The organism is Rhizobium aureum, assembly GCF_030182495.1.
Lineage (GTDB): Bacteria > Pseudomonadota > Alphaproteobacteria > Rhizobiales > Rhizobiaceae > Rhizobium > Rhizobium tropici_C.
The window spans coordinates 907,073-928,643 of sequence record NZ_JAQJCI010000001.1 but is presented as its reverse complement, the minus strand read 5'-3'; the positions used below and the strand labels follow the sequence as shown (position 1 = coordinate 928,643).

Annotated in this window: 21 protein-coding genes; 15 read left to right on the top strand and 6 right to left on the bottom strand. The window is 58.5% G+C overall.

Annotated elements, in window-relative coordinates; translation table 11 throughout:
- Window positions 1-78: 78 nt before the first annotated feature.
- From PH552_RS04300 to PH552_RS04290, 3 genes are all read left to right on the top strand, one after another.
- Window positions 79-1,866, top strand: a complete 1,788-nt coding sequence (locus tag PH552_RS04300) for a thiamine pyrophosphate-requiring protein (protein ID WP_285165541.1) — start codon at window positions 79-81, stop codon at window positions 1,864-1,866.
- A 210-nt stretch (window positions 1,867-2,076) separates the two neighbouring features.
- Entirely contained in the window at window positions 2,077-2,931 is an 855-nt protein-coding gene (locus tag PH552_RS04295) for a WcbI family polysaccharide biosynthesis putative acetyltransferase (protein WP_285165539.1), read from the top strand.
- Between the two features lie 47 nt (window positions 2,932-2,978).
- Window positions 2,979-3,992 (top strand): GSCFA domain-containing protein, encoded by a 1,014-nt coding sequence (locus tag PH552_RS04290; protein WP_285165537.1) that lies wholly within the window; start codon window positions 2,979-2,981, stop codon window positions 3,990-3,992.
- Window positions 3,993-4,214: 222 nt separating this feature from the next.
- Here PH552_RS04290 and PH552_RS04285 read toward each other — a convergent pair whose 3' ends face one another.
- The 3 genes from PH552_RS04285 to budC all read right to left on the bottom strand — a co-directional run bounded on the left by PH552_RS04285 (window position 4,215) and on the right by budC (window position 7,641).
- Window positions 4,215-6,308, bottom strand: a complete 2,094-nt coding sequence (locus tag PH552_RS04285) for a catalase (protein ID WP_285165535.1) — start codon at window positions 6,306-6,308, stop codon at window positions 4,215-4,217.
- Window positions 6,309-6,423: 115 nt separating this feature from the next.
- Entirely contained in the window at window positions 6,424-6,861 is a 438-nt protein-coding gene (locus tag PH552_RS04280) for a PPC domain-containing DNA-binding protein (protein WP_285165534.1), read from the bottom strand.
- Window positions 6,862-6,876: 15 nt separating this feature from the next.
- Window positions 6,877-7,641, bottom strand: a complete 765-nt coding sequence (gene budC / locus PH552_RS04275; RefSeq protein WP_113248962.1) for a meso-2,3-butanediol dehydrogenase — start codon at window positions 7,639-7,641, stop codon at window positions 6,877-6,879.
- Between the two features lie 192 nt (window positions 7,642-7,833).
- On the opposite strand from budC, the gene PH552_RS04270 reads away from it, so the two are divergent.
- From PH552_RS04270 to PH552_RS04245, 6 genes are all read left to right on the top strand, one after another.
- Entirely contained in the window at window positions 7,834-8,691 is an 858-nt protein-coding gene (locus tag PH552_RS04270) for an SDR family oxidoreductase (RefSeq protein WP_112345642.1), read from the top strand.
- A gap of 154 nt (window positions 8,692-8,845) precedes the next feature.
- Entirely contained in the window at window positions 8,846-8,998 is a 153-nt protein-coding gene (locus PH552_RS04265) for a hypothetical protein (protein WP_181592459.1), read from the top strand.
- A 101-nt stretch (window positions 8,999-9,099) separates the two neighbouring features.
- On the top strand, window positions 9,100-9,282 hold the full coding sequence (locus tag PH552_RS04260; RefSeq protein ID WP_112345643.1) for a hypothetical protein: 183 nt from the start codon (window positions 9,100-9,102) through the stop codon (window positions 9,280-9,282).
- 9 nt (window positions 9,283-9,291) lie between these two features.
- Entirely contained in the window at window positions 9,292-9,489 is a 198-nt protein-coding gene (locus PH552_RS04255; RefSeq protein WP_112345644.1) for a hypothetical protein, read from the top strand.
- Window positions 9,490-9,512: 23 nt separating this feature from the next.
- Window positions 9,513-10,133 (top strand): DUF2231 domain-containing protein, encoded by a 621-nt coding sequence (locus PH552_RS04250; RefSeq protein ID WP_350223704.1) that lies wholly within the window; start codon window positions 9,513-9,515, stop codon window positions 10,131-10,133.
- A complete protein-coding gene (locus PH552_RS04245) occupies window positions 10,130-11,461 on the top strand; it encodes a PQQ-dependent sugar dehydrogenase (protein WP_113248960.1) in 1,332 nt (443 codons plus the stop codon). The genes PH552_RS04250 and PH552_RS04245 overlap by 4 nt, the downstream gene beginning before the upstream one ends.
- Window positions 11,462-11,557: 96 nt before the next feature.
- On the opposite strand, the gene PH552_RS04240 is transcribed toward PH552_RS04245, so the two are convergent.
- The 3 genes from PH552_RS04240 to PH552_RS04230 form a co-directional block, all read right to left on the bottom strand.
- The gene (locus PH552_RS04240) at window positions 11,558-11,995 is read right to left on the bottom strand and encodes a CBS domain-containing protein (protein WP_183762020.1); all 438 of its coding nucleotides are present in this window, start codon (window positions 11,993-11,995) and stop codon (window positions 11,558-11,560) included.
- A gap of 112 nt (window positions 11,996-12,107) precedes the next feature.
- Complete coding sequence (locus PH552_RS04235; RefSeq protein WP_210278828.1) at window positions 12,108-12,776, bottom strand: BON domain-containing protein; 669 nt, start codon at window positions 12,774-12,776, stop codon at window positions 12,108-12,110.
- Window positions 12,777-12,966: 190 nt separating this feature from the next.
- A complete protein-coding gene (locus tag PH552_RS04230; RefSeq protein WP_113248957.1) occupies window positions 12,967-13,248 on the bottom strand; it encodes a hypothetical protein in 282 nt (93 codons plus the stop codon).
- 217 nt (window positions 13,249-13,465) lie between these two features.
- Here PH552_RS04230 and PH552_RS04225 point away from each other — a divergent pair, with 217 nt between their 5' ends.
- From PH552_RS04225 to PH552_RS04200, 6 genes are all read left to right on the top strand, one after another.
- Window positions 13,466-13,840: a hypothetical protein gene (locus PH552_RS04225; protein ID WP_112345650.1), complete on the top strand. Its 375-nt coding sequence runs from the start codon at window positions 13,466-13,468 to the stop codon at window positions 13,838-13,840.
- A gap of 501 nt (window positions 13,841-14,341) precedes the next feature.
- Window positions 14,342-15,823, top strand: coding sequence for a M81 family metallopeptidase (locus PH552_RS04220; RefSeq protein ID WP_183762016.1), 1,482 nt, complete (start codon window positions 14,342-14,344; stop codon window positions 15,821-15,823).
- Window positions 15,824-15,905: 82 nt separating this feature from the next.
- On the top strand, window positions 15,906-17,423 hold the full coding sequence (locus PH552_RS04215; protein WP_285165533.1) for an ABC transporter substrate-binding protein: 1,518 nt from the start codon (window positions 15,906-15,908) through the stop codon (window positions 17,421-17,423).
- A gap of 12 nt (window positions 17,424-17,435) precedes the next feature.
- Window positions 17,436-18,386 (top strand): ABC transporter permease, encoded by a 951-nt coding sequence (locus PH552_RS04210; protein ID WP_483315464.1) that lies wholly within the window; start codon window positions 17,436-17,438, stop codon window positions 18,384-18,386.
- Window positions 18,383-19,243, top strand: coding sequence for an ABC transporter permease (locus PH552_RS04205; RefSeq protein WP_145644858.1), 861 nt, complete (start codon window positions 18,383-18,385; stop codon window positions 19,241-19,243). The genes PH552_RS04210 and PH552_RS04205 overlap by 4 nt, the downstream gene beginning before the upstream one ends.
- A gap of 11 nt (window positions 19,244-19,254) precedes the next feature.
- The gene (locus PH552_RS04200) at window positions 19,255-21,048 is read left to right on the top strand and encodes an ABC transporter ATP-binding protein (protein ID WP_483315474.1); all 1,794 of its coding nucleotides are present in this window, start codon (window positions 19,255-19,257) and stop codon (window positions 21,046-21,048) included.
- Window positions 21,049-21,571: the final 523 nt, after the last annotated feature.

Below are 21,571 nucleotides of genomic sequence, written 5' to 3'. Positions count from 1 at the left end.
ACGGGAACATAAGCGAGGTCCGCTTGTTGGGCGCCATCCGCGTCGGGAATGGCGACGCGCAACAAGCGGAGATAGATCATGGCAAAGACGGTTGGCGATTTCATCGTGCAGCGCCTCTACGATTGGGGCGTGCGGCGCATGTTCGGCTATCCGGGAGATGGCATCAACGGTCTTTTCGGTGCGTTGAATCGTGCAGAGGGAAAGATCGAGTTCATTCAGCCCCGTCATGAAGAGATGGCGGCGTTCATGGCATCGGCTTATGCGAAGTTTTCCGGTGAATTGGGAGTATGCATCGCGACCTCCGGTCCCGGTGCCACGCACCTCGTGACAGGTCTCTACGACGCGCGGCTCGATCATCAACCGGTCCTGGCACTGGTTGGCCAACAAGCCCGCCGTGCCATCGGCGGTCACTATCAACAGGAGGTCGATCTCGCCTCGCTCTTCAAGGATGTCGCCGGCAATTTTGTCCATCAGGCAGCCGCGCCCGCACAGATCCGACACCTGATCGATCGCGCCGTGCGTATCGCTCTTGCCAACAAGACCGTGACCGCCGTCATACTGCCGAACGATCTGCAGGAAATGCCCTATGAAACACCGCCGCGCAAACATGGTTCCGTGATGTCGGGCATCGGCTATACGGCGCCGAGAACCGTGCCGCATGAAATCGATCTGACGCGTGCCGCCGAGGTCCTGAATGCAGGCAAGCGGGTGGCGATACTTGTCGGCGCCGGTGCGCTCGGTGCGACAGAGGAGGTGATCGCTGTTGCGGATCGCCTCGGCGCCGGCGCCGCCAAGGCGTTGCTCGGCAAGGCGGCGCTGCCTGATGATCTCGGCTGGGTCACGGGCTCGATCGGCCTTCTGGGAACCGAGCCCTCGTGGAACCTGATGCGCGATTGCGATACGCTGCTGGTGATCGGCTCCGGCTTTCCCTATTCGGAATTCCTTCCCGAAGAAGGCGATGCGCGCGGTGTTCAGATCGATATACGGCCGGACATGCTTTCCCTGCGCTATCCCATGGAGGTCAATCTGGTCGGCGATGCGCGCGAAACTCTCGAGGCGCTGCTGCCGCTCCTGACGCAGAAGCAGGATCTTTCCTGGCGCAAGAAGATCGAAGCCGATGTCGGCAAATGGTGGAGAACCCTCGAGATACGGGCGCATGTGGAGGCAAATCCCGTCAATCCGCAGCGCGTTGTCTGGGAGCTTTCGCCCCGCCTGCCCGATCGGGCGATCGTCACCAGCGATTCCGGCTCCTGCGCCAACTGGTATGCCCGGGATCTGCGCATGCGTCGCGGCATGATGGCTTCCCTGTCCGGCGGTCTCGCGTCCATGGGCGCGGCCGTTCCCTATGCGATCGCGGCCAAGATCGCTCATCCGGACAGGCCCGTCATTGCGCTCGTCGGTGACGGCGCGATGCAGATGAACAACATGGCCGAGCTGATCACCGCTGCAAAATATTGGCGAAACTGGCCCGATCCCCGGCTGGTGGTCTGCGTCTTCAACAATGAGGATCTCAACCAGGTGACCTGGGAACAGCGCGTCATGGAAGGCGATCCGAAATTCGATGCCTCCCAGCGCATCCCGGATGTTCCCTATCATCGTTTTGCCGATCTCATCGGCCTGCAGGGCATCTTTGTCGATCGCCCCGAGAGCCTTGGGGCCGCGTGGGATGAGGCGCTCGCCGCCGAACGTCCCGTCGTGCTCGAGGTCAAGACCGATCCGGAGGTGCCTCCCATTCCGCCGCATCTGACGTTCGAGCAGATGAGCAATCTCGCTGCCGCCTTGCTGAAGGGAGATCCGGAGGAAAGCGGCGTCATCAAGGGTACATTGAGGCAGGCCCTCAGTGCCATTCTCCCTGGCCGCAAATAGGCAAAACAACACCCGCCGAACAGCTTTGGAACGTTAGGAAGGTTTTTCGCAAAACGCTCAATGCCGTCGGCATTGATATAGACGGCTTGGTTCGTGACTATAATAATGAGGATACTCAACCTTTCTTTTCCTATCAAGGAACGGATGATTGGTAATCCCTCGACGGCGAAGAGCTAATACGTTGAAAGTTGGTTGGTCGGATATCATTGGATGGAAACTTGGCTTGTTATATCGAATTGCCAGACCTTCGGCCTCACGAATTCCCTGAAACTTCTAGGCCCTCGTTTCCATATCGAGGGGGTTGATATCTGGTCGTTCAGACATAATATCCAGAAGTATAAGCAGGAAGTTTCTCAGTATTTCAGGGTAATAGTCCATCCTCAATTGCAGGACGGCGAGTTTGATTTCACCGCAGCGCAAAACCTGGATTTCATTCCGTCGATCCATTTTGACGCTTACCATCCGGATATTTGCTACGCCTTCTCGAATGGTCCGCTCGAAGGTCCGATGGGTTCATACCATTCGATGATCGTTCTTGCGGCGTTCGAGGCCGGACTGGATCTGGAGACAACCCGTAAGTTATTTAATCGGGATATTTTCGAAAGAAGCGGGTTTTTCTCACGTTGGGAACAAGAGCGAACGCAGCTCTTCCAGAACTTTGCGAAGTATGATCTGGATATCTCAGCCTTGTTTGCGAAATGGTCCCGCGGCGATTCCTTCATGTATTCGGTGAATCACCCGAAGGTTCGTTGCATCTACGATATTGCTCATGCCTTTATGAAGCGTCTGGGTGTCGAAACCGCAGATGGCGAGGTCATACCAGCTGACAATCTCCTGAACGGACCATGCTATCCGGTCTATCCCGAAATTGCCGAGAGGCTGGGCGTCAAGGGCTCGTACCTTTTCAAGCTGCCGAATGACTACCGCCTCATCCCGCTCGAAAAGTTCATCGAATTGAGCTTTGCGGTCTATGCCGGTCTTCCGGCCGGCTCAATTCTGGTCGAGCGTGGAGTTCTCCAGCGCTACGAAATGGTCAAAGCCGCGATAGCTGAGGCAAGCAGATGACGAATCCCTATGCCGTTATCGAGAATTTCCAGCTTTGGCGCCGTTCGGTGGCCCGTATCGAAACGCATCTCTTCGATCCAGTTGTTGATCCCAAGTTTCGCCTCACGAAAACATCGAAGATTGCGACGGCCGGAAGCTGTTTCGCGCAGCACATTTCCCGACAGCTTCAACGAATAGGTTTTCATTATTTCGTTCCGGAGAAGGGCGAGCGATTGCCGGAGGAGGAACGTATCCGGCGGAATTTCAGTGTCTTTTCCGCTCGTTATGGAAATCTTTATACCGCCCGTCAGCTGTTGCAATTGTTCGAGGAGGCTTTCGAAGAGAGGAAGCCTGAGGAAAAGGCGTGGCTGCGCAAGGACGGCCGCTATGTCGACCCTTATCGGCCGCAGATCGAGCCGGATGGGTACGAAACAATGGAGGCTGTAACAGAGGCTCGCGGGCAACATCTCGCCGCTGTTCGCTCAGTTTTTGCGGATGCGGACGTGCTGGTTTTCACGCTCGGTCTTACAGAGGCGTGGCGGTCGAAGCTCGACGGCTCGGTATTTCCGCTGGCTCCAGGCGTCGTCGCCGGATCATTCGACCCGACGCGGCACGAGTTTGTCAATTTTAAGGTTGCGGATGTTGAGGCCGACCTTTCGACGTTCCTGAAGAAGCTCAAGCGGAAAAATCCCCAGATACAAGTCCTCCTGACCGTTTCGCCGGTGCCGCTGATCGCCACCTATGAGAAGAGAAACGTTCTCGTTTCGACGACATATAGCAAATCCGTTTTGCGGGTGGCCGCAGAGCAAATCGTGTCGGATTTCAGCTGGGTCGATTATTTTCCTTCCTACGAAATCATTACGGGTAGCTATGCCGGCGGTCTGTACTATGAAGACGATTATCGCGAGGTGAATTCGCTCGGTGTGGCACATGCTATGCGATGTTTCGTCGAGAATTATGCTGTCGATCCGACAGATCGAGTTCAGCGCGAAAATGAAAAGGCTTCTCTGATACAAACTCCAGAACCCTCACGTCGCGATATCATTTGCGACGAAGAGGCGATCGATTCCATACGGGGATAGCTGCACCCCGCCTCAGTTGCAACGAGGGCCTTAGGCTTGCTTTTTAGGTAGGAGTGCATGTTCTTACGCATTCGAACGGGTATCCTTACTTTATTGCTCCTACTATCAGTGCAAGTGCAGGCTCAAGATTTGCCCATTGCGGCAAATACAGCTGCCTAGCTAGTCGTCGGGTGCCGACTGTCGCCGAACGAAGGCCTTCCGGCAACATGAAGGCCTTACCGTTCAGGCGAGCATGCGCAATCCCGGCTCACGATTCCAATAGCGCTTGGCTGCAGCGCCCGGGAATGAGGCAAGGTCCACGACGCCGGCATCGGGCTGAATGCCCGCCTTGTCGAGAAGCGCTTTGGCTGGAGCGTCATGACCGATCGCCTTCAAATGCCCGAACGCGTCCATCACCCATTGCACGGCGGCCGCCTCCTTGGCGAGCGCAGCGGCACCCTCCTTGGAAAGGATGACGGCAACTGCGTCGAAGATCTGCGAAGGCGACCCGAGAAGTTGTCCGTCGGCTCTGATCGTATTGCCGTCGGAAAGCTTCGTATCGCCGACCTTCGGCGCTACGAGGAAGGGCGTTGCCTTTGCCTCGTTCAACAGATCGACAAGATCGGAGACCGCTTTGGCGTCGCTTCCGGCGGCAATCAGTATGCCTATTTTTCGCCCTTCTAGGGTTTCTTTCATATTCCTGTGAATGGACAGGGCAGGGGATGCGTCGAGATCGACCGGTTCGCGCGCCGGCGCGTTCTTCTGAGGCATAACCAGACCGAGGCCGGCTGCAACGCGATTGGCAAGCCCGGTGTCGACATTCATCAGATTGCCGACCATGCGTGGAGGCACCTGCTCCAATTGCACCTTCGACAGTTCGAAGACGAATGCCGAGGCGATATGGGCTTGCTCCGACGGTGTCTGCGACTTCCAGAACAGGCGGGCCTGGCTGTAGTGATCGGCAAAGAGCTCGCCGCGAATGCGAAACTTGTCGCCTTGCTCCGCCTCCCCAGCCTGATGCTCGTAGGTTTGAAAGCCGCTGACGGGGCATTCGCGCGGGCCGCCGGCTTCGCCATCGGCGCCAAGGCTGTTGGGTTCGTAATTGGCCCGCCCTTTCGGCACTGCCATCTGCATCTGCCCGTCACGCTGAAAATTCATGACCGGACATTTTGGTGCATTGATCGGCAATTGATGGAAGTTGGCAGTGCCGAGACGGGATTTCTGCGTATCGAGATAACTGAACAGGCGCCCCTGCAGCAATGGATCGTTGGTGAAATCGACGCCTGGAACGATATTGGCAGGGCAGAATGCCACCTGTTCGGTTTCAGCGAAGAAATTATCCGGATTGCGGTCGAGGACCAGGCGTCCGACGATCTTCAGCGGCAATATCTCCTCAGGAATGATTTTCGTGGAATCAAGGACATCATAGGGAAGGCTCTCGGCAAAGGCATCGTCGAAGAGCTGCAATCCCAGTTCCCATTCCGGAAATTGCCCTGCCGCGATGGCTTCGAAAAGATCGCGGCGATGATAGTCGTTATCGGCGGCCTGCAGCTTGAGAGCTTCGTCCCACACCAGCGATTGGATGCCGAGCTTCGGTTTCCAGTGAAACTTCACGAAGGTGGATTTGCCGGCCTCGTTGACGAAGCGAAAAGTGTGGATGCCGAAGCCCTGCATCATGCGGAAGGAGCGGGGAATGGCGCGGTCGGACATTGCCCACATCAGCATATGCGTCGATTCCGGCATCAGCGAGACAAAGTCCCAGAAGGTGTCGTGAGCGGTGGCAGCCTGCGGATAGGCCCTGTCGGCCTCCATTTTGACCGCATGCACCAGATCCGGAAATTTCAGCGCATCCTGGATGAAGAACACGGGGATATTGTTGCCGACGAGATCCCAATTACCCTGCTTGGTATAGAATTTCACGGCGAAGCCACGCACGTCCCGTGGCGTGTCGACCGATCCCGCTCCGCCGGCAACCGTGGAAAATCGTACGAAAACGGGTGTCTTCTCGCCCTTGCGCTGGAACAGATCGGCGCGGGTTATATCGGAAAGCGGTTCGTAAAGCTCGAAGAAGCCATGAGCCGCCGAACCCCTCGCATGAACGATCCTTTCGGGAATTCGCTCGTGGTCGAAATGGAAGATCTTTTCACGCAGAACGAAATCTTCCAGCAGCGTCGGCCCTCGCTTGCCCGATTTCAAGCTGTTCTGGTTGTCTGAAACCCGTATGCCTTGATTGGTCGTCAGATGATCGGCGCCGTCATGCGGTCCTTTCGTCGCGATGTGCTGATGCGTCTCGCCGCCTTCACCGCGCGATGTTTCGAAATTCGTCTCGCTCGCCATAGTGTTCTCCTTCCGCCGGATTCATGCTCGTGTCGGGTTCGGCCTTGTGTCGGGTTCGGCAGGTCGAACCTTTGCCGATCGGCATTGTTCCGGCGCAGAGGTGTGGCAATAGGTTTCAGAGCTCGATCAGCGCGATGCCAAGATCCTTTTGGCGGCGGCGATGCAGATGGGCGGGCGTTTCGACGATGGTTGCTTCCAATGTCGGATGAACGATGCCGTTGAGGAAGTGGCCGCCGCGGGTCGAACCATCCTCCAGGCCGAGAACCGCGCGAAGATGCAGACTTGCCTTGCCGTCGTCGCCTGTGGCGATATCGCCCACCAGGCTCAGCACCTCGCATTGCTTCGGGACCGGGATCTCGCGGTAATTGCGATCTGCGAAATCGAACCAGCCGACCGTCGCCCTTTCAAACGCTCCGATGGCGGTGATCGAGGCCGCGGTCAGTTCTTGCTCCGTGGCGAATGCCGAGAGCGTTGCGAAGGCTTCCTCATTGGTATCGAGCACGACGATATAGGTATTCTGTCCGTTCTGGAGTTCGATTTTCTTGAAGTTCATGACACTTACCTCCGCTCAATCTTGCGCCGGCTGGCCATTGGAAGCCGAGACCCCGCCATCGACGGCAATATTGGCACCGGTGACGAAGCTCGCGTCGTCGCTCGCCAGAAAAGCGATGACGGCGGCGACTTCGTGCGGCTCGCAAACACGGCCGAGTGCAATGCGCTGCGTGAATTTAGCCACCAGCGCTTCGTCCTTGAGCATGTCCTTGGTCATGCCCGTTCGCGTCAGGCTTGGACACACCGAGTTGACGCGGATTCCCTGCTTGCCAAGATCAAGTGCGAGCGCCCGGGTGAGATTGACAACCCCGCCCTTGGCGGCATTGTAAGGGCTCATTCCCCAGTCGCCTCCTGTCCCTGAAACGGATGCAGTATTGATGATCGCACCTTTTGTTTTCTCAAGGTGCGGAATGGCGGCACGGCATCCGAAAAATACGCCATCGAGGTCGGTTGCCATCACATTGCGCCAACGCTCGTCGGAAATGTCGGCAGGTTCGCCCGCCTCGTGGACGCCTGCATTGTTGACGATGACATCAAGCCGGCCGAACCTGTCCACAACCGCCGACACCATCGCATCGACCGCGGCCGATTGCGAGACGTCCACGACCTGCTTCATGCTGCGCTCGGCCGGCAGGTCGGCGACGACCTTGCCCAGCGCCTCGGCATTGCGATCGACAAGAACGACACTGGCGCCTTCCTCCGAAAACCGCCGGGCGGTCGCTTCTCCCATCCCGGAAGCCGCGCCGGTCACGATGACAACCTTGTCCTTGAAACGATGCATTGAAATATCCTTTCGAGACGGATGAAGCGGATCATCCGGAATTGGTCTTGCGGTCAGAACTGCAAGGGGGCGCCAAGGTTCCTGGGCTGGATCGTCCGAGGATTTTGCCAATCGTGGAACCAGGCGCGAATGAGAGGGTTCGGAACGAGGAAATCCAGCGAGGACGAAACCACACAGAATTCGGAGACAATCATGGTTACCTATCCCAAGCCGCCATTCCCGTCGCAGCAGCAGCCGATGCCCGGTCATACGGTTGCCATGGATCCGGCACCGGATCATGGAGAAGAGAGCTATCGCGGATCGGAGAGACTTGCCGGCAAGAGGGCGATCATCACCGGCGGCGACAGCGGTATCGGTCGCGCGGTCGCAATCGCCTTCGCGCGCGAGGGTGCCGATATTCTGATCTCCTATCTCAGCGAAGATGACGATGCGCATGAGACCCGACGCTGGGTCGAGAAAGCGGGCCGAAAGGCGGTACTGGTCGCAGGCGATATCCAGGATCCCAAGCATTGCCGCCATATCGTCGACAAGGCCGTGGCCGAACTCGGCGGGATCGACATCCTCGTCAACAATGCCGCCCATCAGGCAAGCTTTCACGAGATCGGCGACATCAGCGATGAGGAGTGGGAATTGACGTTCAAGGTCAATATCCATGCCATGTTCTATCTGACCAAGGCGGCGGTGGCTCATATGAAGCCGGGCAGCGCCATCATCAATACGGCGTCGATCAATTCGGACAACCCGAATCCGACATTGCTCGCCTACGCCACCACCAAAGGCGCCATCCAGAATTTCACCGCCGGTCTGGCGCAATTGCTCGCGGAAAAGGGCATTCGCGCCAATGCTGTCGCGCCTGGCCCCATCTGGACGCCGCTCATTCCTTCGACACTGCCGGAGGATGCCGTCAAGGATTTCGGGAAGCAGGTGCCGATGAAGCGGCCCGGGCAGCCGGTGGAACTCGCAACGACCTATGTCATGCTTGCCGACCCGCTTTCGAGCTATGTCTCCGGAACCACAGTTGCCGTTACGGGAGGCAAACCGTTGCTGTGACGGTGGACCGTCGTTGCACGGACATGCGCCGCGCAACCTCGGTCATCCCGGGGGAACATTATGGATAGTACACGGGTTAAACCTTTGTCCGTCAGATGATGCCGAGAAAATGACCGCGCCTGGTGCGCGGGCGAGAAGCTCGTGAGGAGGCCAAATGGACCGAGAGCCGCAAGCACGTCGCCGCATGATGATCTTCGTTGCGACGATTTTCGTTCTTGCCTGTGTCATCGCCGTCTTTTTCGCCTTCGAGTTCCATCCCGGCGAGCCGGCTCCGCCTGGCGCCGCATCATCGTCTCAGGCGCAGTGACACGACCCGCTCCGCCATTCTCCAGGCTCGCACAGCTTCGCGATTTTCCGCTCGATGGATGTCGCAGCGGGTCTCACCAAGAGCAACGATAGGAGGACATGATGAACAGCAAACCACCACCCGTTCCCGAAGAAAACCGGAGCGATAAGGGCGTCGGCGATCACGCCAGACCGTCCGTATCCGATCCTCGCAGGCCTGACACGTCCGTCGATCCCGAGAAGAAGGGCCAGCAGGGAAACAGCAGGATCAACACCAGCCACCAGGGTCATCAACAGGATCGATAGGAGGTGCCAATGTCCACTTCGACCAAGACGCCGGCCAGTATCCGCCAGGGCGGCCCTGGCGCATCGCATGAAAATGCCAAGGCGCCATTGAATATTCCAAAGCCGCCTGCCGAGCCCGATCGGCGCGACCGCAGCAAGGTCTCCGGCGGTGGCGGAGAACGCGATCGTCATCATAGCCACGATCCCAAGCGGAAGGGCGGCAAGTAGAACAGCCTAAAGACTTTCCGCTTTTGCTGAAACCGAAAAGCTCGCCTGTGGCGGGCTTCAGCTTGAACGGCTGCGTCTCACGCTCCAGTTTTGGCTATGAGATTCCTCGGGAATCCGCCCTTTGCCGAGTCCGGAACAAAGCAGATCGGCGGAAGTTGGATAGCAATCTCTGCGGGAATATTGGAGATACCGCCATGGTCGTTCGAGATCTTCAGGTGACGCGTCATGCTTCATATCGCCCTTTTCACACTCTTCTCGTTCCAATTCCAATGGTCTGCTTCGCCGGCGCGTTGGCGACGGATCTCGCTTATTGGAAATCCGCCGAAATGATGTGGGCGGACACCTCCGCATGGTTGCTGGCGGTCGGGCTCTTGTTCGGCTTGGTCGCGATCGTCGCTGCGGCTGTCGATGCTTTCGCCGGGCGCCTTTCCTCGATGCAAGGGCGACTATGGCCTTATGTGATCTGCAACGCTCTTATCCTTGTCCTCTCATTCTTCAACGCGCTGATACATAGCCGGGATGCGTGGACTTCCGTCGTTCCCATGGGGCTCATCCTTTCCATCGTGACGGTCGTTTTCATCCTTTTCAGCGGCTGGATACGCTGGGCACTGATCGACTACGAAAACCCGGGAGTCGAACCATGATCTTCAAGACAAGTGAGACGATGGCCGCGGTCCTCGTCTTTGGCGCGATCTCCGTTCTTTCCGGCTGCAGTCAGAACGAAGAGGATCCGACCGGCCAGATCGGACCGAATCCGACGCTGCCGGCTCAAACGCAATATCTTTTTCCTCCAATGCATGTCGCCAAGGTCATCGGCTGGCAAAATGGCGAAAAGCCGCAGGTTGCACACGGATTGCAGATCAAGGCACTTGCGACGGGGTTGAAACACCCGCGTTCGATCTATGTGTTGCCGAATGGTGACGTTCTTGCAGTGGAATCCGTCGCGCCGCCCGAAGCTTCGATCAAGCGGCCGAAGGACCTCATCATGGGCTGGATCGAGGCAATGGCGACGTCCGCGGGCAGCAACGAAGGTAGCAACCGCATCACGCTATTGCGCGATGCCGATGGCGATGGTGTTGCCGAAACGAAGAGCGTCTTTCTCGACCATCTCAATTCTCCTTTCGGCGTCGCCCTCGTCGGCAGCGATCTCTATGTCGCAGAGACGGACAAGATCACGCGCTACCCATACAAGACCGGGGAGACAAGTATCCCCGAGCCCGGAACGAAGCTGACCGATTTACCGGGCGGCCCCATCGATCACCATTGGACCAAGAGCCTTGTGGCCAGTCCGGACGGATCGCTGCTTTACGCTGGTGTCGGGTCCAACAGCAACATCACGGAAAACGGCATTCAGGCCGAGGTGGACCGAGCTTCCATCTGGGAGGTCGATAGGGCTACGGGACGTCATCGCATTTTCGCGGATGGCCTCAGGAACCCGAACGGACTGTCCTGGGAACCCGAGACCCATGCCCTCTGGACCGTTGTCAACGAGCGCGACGAACTTGGCCCCAACCTCGTGCCGGATTATATGACCTCCGTGAAGGAGGGCGGTTTCTATGGATGGCCATACAGCTATTTCGGCAAGAATATCGATCCCCGTGTCATGCCGCAAAGGCCGGATCTGGTCGAGAAGGCGATCGTTCCCGATTACGCGCTGAGTTCGCACGTGGCGCCGCTCGGCATGGTTTTTTACACGGGCGCCAATCTGCCGGCGGCCTATCGCGGCGGCGCGTTCGTCGGCGAGCACGGGAGCTGGAATCGCTACCAATTCAACGGCTACAAGGTGATCTTCGTACCCTTCGCGGGCGGCCAGCCGAAAGGCGCTCCGCAAGATGTGGTGACCGGCTTTCTGAACGGCGCTAACGAGGCAAGAGGGCGGCCGGTGGGGCTTGCGGTTGACAATGCCGGCGCCCTTCTGATTGCCGACGATGTCGGCAACACGGTTTGGCGCGTTAGCGCCTCCGCGCCGTGATCCCTCTGCAACGTCCGGACATCATACGAAGCGATCGCCCGCCCCATTATCGGGATGGGCGATCGACAAGGCTTAAGAAATCGGCAACTCTTCCGATTAGACGCCGGTTTGCGAGTGTCTGCCGCCTGGTCGCGAAATGCCTGAAAGCGCTGATCCGGCCGCACCATCGCTGGCTTTCACAGCGATATCAGCCAAAGACAGTATGCCGACCAGGCGTTTGTCACGGCTGACCACGGGAAGGCGGCGAAGTTGCTGGTCGCCGAGATTTTGCATGACGTGATCGATCTCTTCGTCCTCGAAGCAGTATTTGATATCGAAGCTCATCACATCGGCAATCCTGGCGTCCGGTCCCTTGCCTCGGGCAATGGCGCGGATGGCGATATCCCGATCCGTGATGACGCCGACCAGGTGGTCATTATCGCGGATCGGAACCACGCCGGCATCGATATCCGCCATGATCAAAGCGGCATCCCGGATCGATTGGTCGGGACGCGCAATGCGTACGTCTCGTGTCATAGCTTCACTGACTTGCATGATGGACCTCCATTCTTCGTTAGCGCCATCGGACTTATTCGTCTGAAGCCGATGGCACGAGCCGGCGCCCATTTGGGCGTGGCCGAACTTGCGCGCGGACAGGCCCCCGATATCAGGTATCGAGGCCGCCGACGCTTTCTCCGGCTGTCTTGACCCGAAGGTTGTTTTGAACATGCGAGACGCCGAAAACGTCGTCGACTATGTCTTCGGCCACTCGCTTGTCCTGACGATTGAAGACGAAGCCCGCGAGGATAACTTCGCCGCCCGCAACCGAAACCTCGATCTCGGAAGCGTCGAGCGACGGCGCGTAGGTCAGCCGATCATTGACATCCTCCAGGATCCGTTCGTCGGCGCGCTTGTATCCTTTCGGCCCCTTGCCACGAAACTTGTCCATCTCGCGGCGGCGAGCGGCATCATCGTCGCCGAACCATGATGCGATTTCATCCCCTGCGCGATCCATGAAATCGCGTGAGGGCCGGCCGGAGGAACGGTCGAAATTAGCTTGTCGCGCATATCCCCTCTCGCGATCGTCGAATGAACGCTCGGGATAGGCGCGAAGGCTACGGCGATCGCCATAACCATAATCCGAATAGCCTAGATCGTCCGTCGTCCAGCTATCCCGGTCGTCGGCGGAGTAGCGATCCGATGCGCGGGAGGAATAGGGACGATCGAACTCCGAACCATATCGATCCCAGTCCGGATTATTCCGTTCGCGGCTGCCATAGTTGCGATCCCTGTTTCTGCGGTACCGATCATTGCCGTCTTCATAGCCATATGCCATGGGTCGTCCTCCTTGATATCTCGATTTGCTTTGCATTCTATCCAATGGCGAATGCGCCGACGTCGAATGGACCAGGTGCCAACGCGGTAGTCCTTCTTCTTTCTGTCGGCTCCGCCGGGCAGATCAGGATCGATGCGGATTCAGGTGCGGCGTTGTTGAGCACGTCGTCTGCTTTGACATGTCCGAGGACTTATTTGGCTTGGTTCCTCGCCGCACGGCTGACGAACTTGTTGAAACGGCTTTCCGCACCTGCTTCAGTCTTGTCCTGATAGAGAAATGCCAAGTCGCTTCGATCGAAGATCTCGAAAAACTGATCCCAGGAGATCTCTTCGAGAGTTTCCTCCGGCTCGCCGAAATCGATCCGCAACAATCCGCCGTTTCCTGTTCCCTTGACACGAGCCGGATGTCCATTGCGGGCCTCCGCCCAGCGGCGTATTTCCTCATGATCCGTCGTTGTCTTCGATGCGGTCATGATGACTGTCCTCCAGAGTTTCAGCTGTGGCTTTGACACTTCCCATGTGCATGCCGAACAAGTGCGTGAGGCGAATGTTCCCGGCCGGATCGGCTTCCTGGAAGATTTGGGCGGCCGAGGCGGCCCTCGATGCGCTGATGCGGAAGATGACGTAGCGGCCTTGCCTTTGCCGGTCGCGCTCTTAAGTGAATCCGTAGCGTATCCAATGGAGGTTCCGGTGTTCAAACATCTGGTTTTGCTTACCCTTACGCTGATCCCGACGGCCGCATTCGCGCAATCGACCGATCTCGAGGCAACCTGCAAGATGGTGGCCAAGAATTTCTTCCTGTCGGATGGGCTCTCGATCGGCGCGATCCAATCCTTTCCCGAGCTGAAGCCGCCGGGCGTGCGCATGGCTTATTCCACCCGGCAGGGAACGGCGCCATCTGAGATGAGTGATACGTTCGAATGCGAGTTCGACAGGACAGACAAGCCTCATAACCTTGCCAAGTTCTGCGTATCGAGCACCTGCTACACGGCCAACGACCAGGATGCCGACCGGAAACGACGGTTCGAGGAAATGCGCATTCTTTTGCAGAGAGCAGAAAAGTAAGCTTTATCTTACGGTCGAGGAGGATGGCAGACGCCTTCGCCAATGGTTGAGGCGTGGCCAGTCATGCCGTCGTCAGGACGACAAAATACTGCAACGGTGATCGGTAGACTGTTTCGCCATATTTTTCCGATGAACGAAGGCGCGCTTTTCATTCCGCAAGCGCTTCCTCGATCGAAGATGAAAGCCTCGCGACGTTTTTTATCAACGAAGAAAAAAAATTACAAATTCCCTTGAAAATATTCAAGTGGCGTTGACTTCCCGTATATTTAACGCATTATGATGAAAATAAATTACATAAGAACGACGAATGGGTGAACTTACGAACGGGGGCTAAATCTGTCGATGAAGTCGATGGCGGCTGCGGTCGACCTTTGATTTCACGGACGGTCATTCCAACACGGCGGCTTTGGCAGTCCCGGGCATCGCTCGAACGCAACGGGTGAGAGGGTTCGGTGCTGATCAGTTTCCGGCTCCGAAACTCTGTTTATTCGGGTAATAGGTATGCGCATTTTCACCGCCTCATTGGCGACTGAAACAAACACATTTTCTCCCGTTCCGACCGATATGAACGCCTTCAAGGCGGCATTTTATGCTGGACCGGGCGAGCATCCGGAAACGCCGACCCTTTGCTCCTCGGTTGTACCGATCCTGCGCCGACGCGCCAAAGCGGAAGGGTTCGTTGCTATCGAGGGGACCTCCTGCTGGGCGGAGCCGGCCGGGCTCATCCAACGTCAGACCTATGAGACGCTTCGCGACCAAATCCTTGCCGAACTGACCGCGGCGATGCCCGTCGATGCCGTCGTTCTCGGCCTCCATGGCGCGATGGCGGCTCAAGGCTATGACGATCCCGAAGGCGATTTGCTGTGCCGGGTGCGCGATATCGTCGGACCCGATGTGCTCGTCGCGGCGGAGTTTGATCCGCACAGCCATCTGACGGCACTGCGCGTCGCCAATCTCGATATCATGGCGGCCTTTCTCGAATTTCCGCATATCGATTTCGAAGAACGTGGGGAGCATGTCGTCGAACTGGCGCTTCGGACGCTCCGGGGCGAAATTAAGCCGGTCATCTCGACGTTCGATTGCCGCATGATCACCATCTTTCCGACGAGCCGCGAACCGATGCGATCCTTTGTCGACCGCCTGAAGGCGATGGAGGGCAGGGACGGCGTGCTCTCGATCTCCGTTATCCATGGCTTCATGGCCGGCGACCTGCCCGACATGGGTACGCGCATCATCGTCTTGACCGATGATGACAAGGTTAAGGGCGATGCCCTGGCCGCTTCACTTGGTCGCGAACTCTACGGCCTGCGCAAGGAAGCAGCCATGCCGATGTTCGATACCGAGGCAGGCCTCGATCGGGTGATAGCAATCCGCGCTGCGCATCCGGAGCTGCCGGTGACGATCGCCGATGTCTGGGACAATCCGGGCGGCGGCGTTGCCGGCGATGCAACGCATATTCTGCGGCGGATGATACAGCGCGGCCTGGATGACTTCGCCGTTGCGACGATCTGGGATCCGATCGCGGTGAGCTTCTGCCACGCGGCGGGCGAAGGGGCAGTGCTTAACCTGCGCGTCGGCGGCAAGTCGGGGCCGGAAGGGGGTGAGCCGCTTGATCTTCGGGTCACCGTGCAGCGGCTCTTCCATGCCGGCTGGCAGAGCTTCCGCAATAGCCGCGTCGTGCTTGGCAGCACCGCTGTCGTCCGTCCGGTCGGAACCAGTATCGACATCGTGCTGATCACCAGCCGAACGCAGACCTACGAGCCGGATATCTTCTCCAATCAAGGCGTCGATTTTGCGGAGAAGGCCTATCTGTTGGTCAAATCGACTAATCACTTCCATGCTGGTTTCGTGCCGGTGTCCTCCGAAATCGTCTACGTCGCCGCGCCGACCTCCTATCCAACGGATCCAGCAACGACACCCTATCGCAAGGCGCGCCTCGATCTGTGGCCGCGCATTCCCGATCCCTTGGGATTGGACGCATGAACCGTCAGCCGAGGGGAACCGGCCGCCGGCCATAAGAGCAACGAACTCGACCAGATACCAACGAAAATAGAAGGGGAATGAGATGAAGAAGAGCGCATTCGTTTTGATCACGCTGGCCATGCTTGCCGGTACAAGCAGCTTGGCGACCGCACAATCTTCTGATGGCGTCCTGACTGTCGCCACCATCGGTGAACTGCCGACGCTCGATGCGATGCAGACGCCGACCGACATCGTGCTGACCGTCGATCAGCATATTTTCGAGACGCTCTATACCTACGACGCCCAGTGGAAATCCGTTCCGCTGCTGGCGGCGGCCATGCCGACGATTTCGGATGACGGTCTTACCTATCGCATCCCGCTGCGCGAAGGCGTCAAGTTCCATGATGGCAGTGACTTTGATTCCAAGGATGTCGTGGCTTCGCTGAAGCGCTGGATGAGTGTCAATTCCAAGGGCAAGCAGGTTGCCGGCATCGTCGATAGCCTGACGGCCGATGGTGATCATGCCGTCATCATCAAGCTGAAGTCGCGTTATGCGCCGCTATTGGCAACACTGTCGCAGTCTTCAATCATCCTTCCCTCGGAAAAGGTCGCCGATACGCTTACCGATTTCATCGGCACCGGCCCCTATATGCTGAAGGAGCGCAAGCCCGACCAGTACACCCAGCTTGTCCGCTTCGATGGCTACAAGTCCCCCGAGGGCGAACCGAACAACTATGCCGGCAAACGCGAAGCGATCGCCAAGGAAATCCGTTTCGTGCCCGTGCCGGACGCCAATACCCGCGTGGAAGGCCTGATTTCCGGACAGTTCGATTTTGCCGACTCCCTGCCGGTCAGCGCCTATGAGCGCGTCGAGAAGAGCGGCAACGCTAAACCCGTGATCTTCGAAAATACCGGATGGGTGTCGCTCAACATGAACATGAAGCAAGGTCTGTTTGTAAAGAAGCCCTTGCGCCAGGCCGTGCAGGCCGCGTTGAACTCTTCCGACATGATGCTCGCCGCCTTTAACGATCAGCGCTTCTTCAGCGTCGATGGCTCCTTCTTCCCGAAGGGATCGTTCTGGCACACCGATGCTGGCGTCGTTCGCTACGGTGAGGGTGATCCCGAAACGGCGGCCAAGCTGCTGAAGGATGCCGGATATGACGGCACACCGCTCAGGCTTTTGACGAGCCGGCAATATGAATTCCACTACAAGATCGGCGAGGTCGCCAAGGCCTATCTGGAAGCTGCCGGTTTCAAGGTGGACATGCAGGTCGTCGATTGGGCAACGCTGACGACCCGCCGTGCCGACCCGAAGGAATGGGATATCTTCATTACCCACTCCAACTTCCCCGGCGATCCCACAACGATCAACACGATCACGGACAGCTATCCCGGCTGGTATGTCTCCGACCAGAAGGCGAAGGCCGTCTCCGCCTACATGGACGCCACGAGTGACGATACCAAGCAGAAGGCCTGGGAGGGCATCCAGACCGTGATCTACGATGACGCGCCGCTTTACAAGGTCGGCAACTTCAATGCCCTTTCGGGGATTTCCGCGTCGGTCACCGGCTATACGCCGACCTATTGGCCACATTTCTGGAACGTCACCCCGAAGAAATAAGGCTGGAAGCACATGGCAAAGATCGCCCAGGCGCTTTTGAGACGTCTCGGAGGCATGGTGATTGTGCTCGCGCTCGTCGTCACGGTCGTCTTCATCATCGTCCGGGTTACCCCGGGCGATCCGGCGGCCGTGATGCTGGGGGCCGATGCCACGCCGCAGGACATTGCGCAGCTGCGCGCCAAGATGGGGCTCGATGCGCCACTGCTCGTTCAATATGTCCAGTTCGTCCTGGGCCTGCTGAAGGGCGACCTCGGGCAATCGATCTTTCTCAATCAGCCGGTGACCCAGGCACTGGCCGCCCGCGCCGAGCCCACCTTCTTCCTGACGCTGTTCTCCATTCTGATCGCAACGGCGATCGCGCTTCCCGTCGGGATCATCTCGGCGGTCAAGCGCGGTACGCTCTTCGATCAGATCGTCGTTGTTCTGACCATGGTCGCCGCGAGTGTGCCGAGTTTCTGGCTCGGCCTGATGCTGATCCAGATCCTGGCCGTGGGCCAGGGCTGGTTTCCAGCCTCTGGATATGGCGGTCCGGACACCGGCTTCCTCGAGCGGCTGCACCATCTCATCCTGCCGGCCGTTACTCTGGGTATCGTCAACTCCGCCATGATCACGCGGTTCACGCGCGCGGCTATGCTCGACGTGCTCGGCGATGACTATGTGCGCACCGCCCGCGCAAAGGGCGCGAGCGAACGCCGCGTCATCCTGAAGCATGGCCTGAAGAATGCGCTCATCCCGATCATCACCGTTATCGGCCTTTCCGTTGCAATGCTCGTCGCCGGCGCTGTCGTCACGGAGACCGTCTTCGGATTGCCCGGTGTCGGCAATCTGGTCGTATCAGCCGTCCTGCGGCGCGATTATCCGGTGATCCAGGGCGCGCTTCTGGTGGTGGCTGCCATCTATGTCCTCATCAATTTCATCGTCGACATGCTCTATATTGTCGTCGATCCGAGGGTGCGCCCATGACCGCCAGCTCCCTCACGCTTCCATTTGCTGCAAGCCTTAGACGCCTCTTCGGCAATCGTGCCATGCTGCTCGGTGCCATCATCCTGCTTGTTGTCATCGTCGCCGCCATCCTGGCTCCCTGGATCGCCCCTTACGCGCCGAACAAGCTCTCGATCATCAACAAGCTGAAAGGACCATCGCAGGCTCATATCTTCGGTACCGACGAGTTCGGGCGCGACATCTTTTCGCGCGCGATCTTCGCGGGCCGCGTTTCGTTGCTGGTCAGTCTTGGTGTGGTGTGCATTTCGACGCTGCTTGGCGTGTTTCTTGGTGTCATTGCGGGGTATTTCCGCAAGTTCGATGCGCCGATCTCGCGCCTGCTTGATGCCATGATGTCGTTTCCCGACATTCTGCTTGCCATCGCATTGGTCGCGGCACTCGGGCCGTCGCTGGTGACTGTGATCCTGGCGCTTGGGATCACCTATGCGCCACGGCTGGCCCGTATCGTCCGAGGCTCCACCCTGGTCTTGCGGGAACTGCCCTATATCGAAGCGGCGATCGCCATGGGCCTGCCGACCTGGCAGATCCTGTGCCGCCACGTCCTGCTCAATCTGGCGTCACCCATTCTGGTGCAGGCCACCTTCGTCTTCGCCTCGGCGATGCTGGCCGAAGCAAGCCTCTCATTCCTCGGCGTCGGCGTGTCCTCCGATACTCCAACCTGGGGCACCATGCTCGCTTCCGGCCGGGAATTCATGAACAACGCGCCCTGGCTCATGGTCTTTCCGGGCCTTGCCATCGTCTTCTCGGTCCTGTCGCTGCAATTGCTCGGCGATGGCCTGCGCGATCTGGTCGATCCGCGTCTTGTGAAGGAGAGCTGATCATGACCGACATGACCTCCGCTACTCAACCTGTGCTCGCCATCGAGAACCTGACGACGTCGTTCAGGACAAGCGAGGGCTGGCGTGCCGTCATCCGCAATATCAACCTACAGGTCGGTGCCGGGGAAACCGTCGCTATCGTCGGTGAATCCGGCTCCGGCAAGAGCGTGACGGCCCTCTCGACGATGCGTCTTCTGCCCGTGGGCAAAGCGCGATGCGACGGCAGGATCCTGCTTGCGGGCAAGGATCTCCTGAAAGTTTCCGAGGCGGAGATGCGCAGGGTTCGCGGCGGCTCGATCGGCATGATCTTTCAGGAGCCGATGACCTCGCTCAATCCGGTGTTCACCATCGGCAACCAGATCGCAGAGGCGCTTGTACTGCACCAGAACCTGTCCTGGCAGGCGGCCGAGGCCGAGGCTGTGCGGCTGATGGAGCGTGTGCGTATTCCGGCGGCCAAAACCCGGCTGAACGAATATCCGCACAAATTCTCGGGCGGCATGCGTCAGCGTGTGATGATTGCCATGGCGCTTGCCTGCCGGCCCCAGCTGCTGATCGCCGACGAGCCGACGACGGCGCTCGACGTCACGATCCAGGCGGAAATCCTTCATCTCGTTCGCGAGCTGCAACGCGAAGAGAACATGGCCGTGCTCTTCATCACGCATGACATGGGCGTCGTCGCCGAAATCGCCGACCGCACGGTCGTCATGTTTCGCGGCGAAATGATCGAGACCGGCCCGACGCGCGAGATTTTCGCCGCGCCGAAGGCTGTCTACACGAAATCGCTGCTTGCTTCCATTCCGCGGCTCGGCACGATGGGCAATGCCGTGGCTCCACGTCGCTTTCCGCAGGTCGATCCGGCGACCGGCGAGGCGTCGGACGGCCGCGAAATGCGCGGCGTTTCCGGAACGGTTGCACCAATTCTCAAGGTGAACGATCTTTCGGTGCGGTTCGACCTGCCCAATGGCCGCATCCATGCCGTTGAGGGCGTTTCGTTCGATCTGCGTCCCGGCGAAACGCTTTCGCTGGTCGGTGAATCCGGCTGCGGCAAATCGACGACCGGTCGCGCGATCATTCGGTTGATCAATCCAACCGCAGGCTCGGTTATGATCGATGGGCGGGACGTCACGGAAGCGAATACGCGCGAACTGCGTGCGATGCGTCGCACGTCGCAAATGATTTTCCAGGATCCGTTCGCATCGCTCAATCCGCGCATCACCATCGGCTCGGCAATCGCGGAGCCGATGCTTGCCCATGGCGTGATAGGCAGGCGCGAAGTGAAGGGGCGGGTCAGCGAGTTGCTCGAACAGGTCGGGCTGTCAGCGAAAATGGCCGACCGCCATCCGCACGAATTTTCCGGCGGCCAGCGCCAACGTATCTCGATCGCCCGGGCGCTGGCGCTCGATCCGAAATTCATCATTGCGGACGAGGCTGTCTCGGCGCTCGACGTATCGGTCAAGGCGCAGGTGTCCAACCTCTTGCTTGAGCTGCAGGAAGAGCGGCAGCTCGCCTATCTCTTCATCAGCCATGATATGGCGGTCGTGGAGCGCGTAAGCCATCGGGTCGCGGTCATGTATCTTGGAGAAATCGTCGAAATAGGCCCGCGTGCGGCGATCTTCGATAACCCGCAACATCCATACACGCGGCGGCTGATTTCGGCCGTGCCGATCCCGGATCCGTCGCGCCGTGGTCAGTTGGCGCCGCAGCCTTCAGATGAGATCAAGAGTGCGGTAAGGCCCCTCGATTACCAGCCGCCGAAACGGATCTACCGGGAGGTTTCTCCGGGGCATTTCGTGCAGGAAGCATAGCGACCGGCTCGCGAGACGAATTGAAAAAAACGCCGCTGAGACAATCGGCATTCCAATCGCTTCCACCGACCACTTCGAGATAGAGACATGTACTCTTTTCCGGTGGGTAGGTGGCAGGCGAAGGCGGCAACCCATTCGGGTAGGTACGTCAAACCAACGCTTGATGCTAATATTCTAATTGTCGGCCCGGATGCCACCCGCGAGCCGAAGAGTGCAGCGTCCGGCGGCAATCAAGATGCCCCTTTCATTGTCGTCGGACGCACACCGACTTGATAGAGCGTCCGCTCCACAGCACCACCAAAAGGCGCCCAAATGCCCATGCTGATGCTTGTTGTATTCGTCGCTCGTCAAAAATGGACGTAGGAGCCGGGCAGGAATCTGCCTAATGTCCCAAGCCATGAAGGCAGGGTGATCGCGATGTGAGAGTGGACCATCGGCAGGCGTCGATCGGGGAAGATGGCCTGCTGGCCACCGAGCCATTGAGGCAACTCCCTTTCGAAGATGCAGCCGTTCGCGAAACGAC